General features: G+C 47.5%; 3 protein-coding genes. 2 read left to right on the forward strand and 1 reads right to left on the reverse strand.

The annotated features are described in order from the left end of the window. The first annotated feature begins 119 nt into the window (after positions 1–119). The gene (locus ACTHS3_RS09065; protein WP_004520788.1) at positions 120–398 is read left to right on the forward strand and encodes an NF038104 family lipoprotein; all 279 of its coding nucleotides are present in this window, start codon (positions 120–122) and stop codon (positions 396–398) included. 59 nt (positions 399–457) lie between these two features. Here the strand turns inward: ACTHS3_RS09065 and radC are convergent, their stop codons facing one another. Next, positions 458–1,132 (reverse strand): RadC family protein, encoded by a 675-nt coding sequence (gene radC, locus ACTHS3_RS09070; RefSeq protein ID WP_039862480.1) that lies wholly within the window; start codon positions 1,130–1,132, stop codon positions 458–460. A 476-nt stretch (positions 1,133–1,608) separates the two neighbouring features. Between radC and ACTHS3_RS09075 the strand changes: the two genes are divergently transcribed. After that, on the forward strand, positions 1,609–2,171 hold a 563-nt coding region (locus tag ACTHS3_RS09075), incomplete at its 3' end, for an ABC transporter ATP-binding protein (RefSeq protein ID WP_440367747.1).

Here is a 2,171-nt window from a genome sequence, read left to right on the forward strand (position 1 = left end):
GAAGAGCTGGTAAGCATGGTAGAAAACGGCGAATTTGACGAAGTTGAAGAATTTGACGGCGATGATGATGCTTGGCAAGAAGCACTCGGATGCGGCCATCATCATGAAGGACACTGCGGATGCAGTCATTGAGATGCACAAAACGCCTGCTTCCGGCACTTGCCCTTTGTCTGACGCTTAACGGCTGCGTTATAGGCGCGGCTGTCGATTTGGCTGCCACAACCGTCCTGACTGCCGGAAAATTGGTCGTCAAAGGAACGGGGGCAGTGATTGATGCCGCCATTCCCGACAGTAAAAAAGACAAGGATAAAGAAAAAGAGAAGGAAAAGAGCAAAGAAAAGCCAAAATCGGAAGAAATCGTCTATAAGGAAGATTCATCCGACGAAGTAGCGCAATAATCCTTTAGACGGCCTCAGTAAGGTAACCAATCCTACTGAGGCCGTCTGAACATTCATCCTTACATATAGCCCTGTTCGCGCAAAGAGCAGGTTTCTTTTGCCGTCACGATAAAATGGTCCAACAGCGTAATATCGACCAAACTTAAAGCCTGTTTCAAACGCTCTGTAAACTGCACATCAGATTCAGACGGCCTTCCCGAACCACCCGGATGATTGTGTGCCAAAATCAAACTGTCGGCGTATTCATCCAATGCCAATTTGACGATTTCACGGATATAAACCGTGTTTTCCGCCACCGTACCACGCGACAATTCCCGTACCGCAATCAATTGATTTTGACGGTTGAGAAGCAAAGCAACGCTGACCTCGATTTTTTCATGCCCAAGATGCAGGCGCAGATAATCCGCAACCGATTTCGGGTTTGACAGAACCATCTGCTCCTGCAAATCCTCACCCAAAATCCGCCGCCCGATTTCTTTGACCACTGCAAATTGAGTATAGCTCGCCAAGCCCATGCCCTTATAAGCAGCGAGTGTTTTGGCATCCGCACTCATCAGCTTCCCCAAACTGCCAAACTCGCTCAACAAATAACGAGCCAAATCGACCGCGCTCATACCGCGCGTTCCGACACGCAACAAAATCGCCAGCAACTCCGCATCACTCAACGCCGCCGCACCATGCGCCAAGAGCTTCTCGCGCGGCCGTTCCCCTTCAGGCCATTCTTTGATACTCATGTTTTCCCTTTTATTTATATAGCGGATTTAGTTTCAATTTTGAGCAAACCCGCCTCTCCCGATATAAAACGTGATCCATTATGGTTTTAGCAAATAAATGCAATTTGCGTATTTTATTCTATTTTGAATAATTATTTAAGACATATAAATAACAATTAAGCCACTTTGTGCAGAAAAACAACGTTACCCATTTTCGCTATCCTGTTCCCCTGCCTGCCTTTCCTTTCATATTTGTTTCAAATCAGCCGATACAAGCAATTTCATATTGCCCCTATGAGGCTTAGGCTAATATAATATCGAGTTTGCCGAGAGCAAAAGCTTAGGCTTAAACTGCTTTCTATCCACGCTGCCCGTGCGCTTTACAAGAGTTTCAGACGGCCTCCGTCCGGCTCCCGCCAGCAATCAAACAGCTTTTTATCACCCATTCGAAAATCCGTTTTGCCGGTACTCGTCTTTCTTTTTGGAGTATTGCCATTATGACCGCAACCACTGCGTCTTCAGCCAAACCTTATCTGCAAATCCAAGGCTTGGTGAAAAAGTTTGGTGACAATTACGCTGTCGATAACATCGACTTGGACATTTACCAACATGAAATCTTTGCCCTTTTGGGCAGCTCAGGCAGTGGCAAATCTACGCTGCTGCGCATGTTGGCAGGCATGGAAAGCCCAAATCAGGGCAAAATCATTCTCGACGGCCAAGACATTACCAAGCTTGCTCCGTACGAGCGCCCAATCAACATGATGTTCCAAAGCTATGCCCTGTTCCCGCACATGAGCGTTGAGCAAAATATCGCTTTCGGTCTGAAACAAGACAAAATGCCTAAAGGCGAAATCGATGCCCGCGTGGAAGAAATGCTGCGCCTGGTGCAAATGACCAAATACGCCAAACGCAAGCCGCACCAACTTTCCGGCGGCCAACAACAACGTATCGCTTTGGCACGCAGCCTGGCGAAACGTCCTAAAATCCTGCTGCTTGACGAACCTTTGGGCGCACTCGATAAAAAACTGCGCCAACAAACCCAACTGGAATTGGTCAACAC

It is taken from the genome of Neisseria sp. P0009.S007, assembly GCF_051962515.1.

Bases quoted from the DNA above. Each gene is read 5' to 3' on its own strand.
- ACTHS3_RS09065 (WP_004520788.1), top strand. From the start codon at position 120: ATGCAGTCATTGAGATGCACAAAACGCCTGCTTCCGGCACTTGCCCTT.
- radC (WP_039862480.1), bottom strand. From the start codon at position 1,132: ATGAGTATCAAAGAATGGCCTGAAGGGGAACGGCCGCGCGAGAAGCTC.